This window comes from Brumimicrobium mesophilum (assembly GCF_003025005.1).
In the GTDB taxonomy this organism is placed as follows: domain Bacteria; phylum Bacteroidota; class Bacteroidia; order Flavobacteriales_D; family Crocinitomicaceae; genus Brumimicrobium; species Brumimicrobium mesophilum.
On the sequence record NZ_PVSS01000081.1, the window covers coordinates 1 to 438 of the forward strand.

Here is a 438-nt window from a genome sequence, read left to right on the forward strand (position 1 = left end):
AGAGGTTTTTATCAAACAACAACAGCGAGTAATATTGAGTTTAAAAACAATATAATTGATATTACAAGAGAGGGTTCAGGTGCTAAGTATTGTTTATACTTTAATACTACAGCATCATCTATAACAAGCGATAATAACGTTCTGTACATAAGTTCTTCTGCTTCAGGGTCTAATAATGTTGGTTATTATGGCGGTGCTCAGTTAGCATTAGCAGATTGGCAAACAGCTTCTGGTGGGGATATGAATTCAGTTGAAAGTGATCCAGTTTTAACCAATGCAGCACTAAATAATTTTGAACCATCTAGTCCTTTATCTAATAATATAGGTACATCAATTCCTACTGTTACATCAGATTTTGGAGGAAATGCGAGAAATGCAACTACACCAGATCCTGGTGTTTATGAATTTGCTCCGCCAACCTGTCCTCAACCATCGCTT

The 438-nt window shown here is 36.1% G+C and carries 1 protein-coding gene; it reads left to right on the plus strand.

Annotated features, from left to right (window positions below; all coding sequences use genetic code 11):
* The coding region (locus tag C6368_RS17130; RefSeq protein ID WP_159038684.1) for a hypothetical protein at positions 1 to 438 on the plus strand (438 nt) is incomplete at both ends.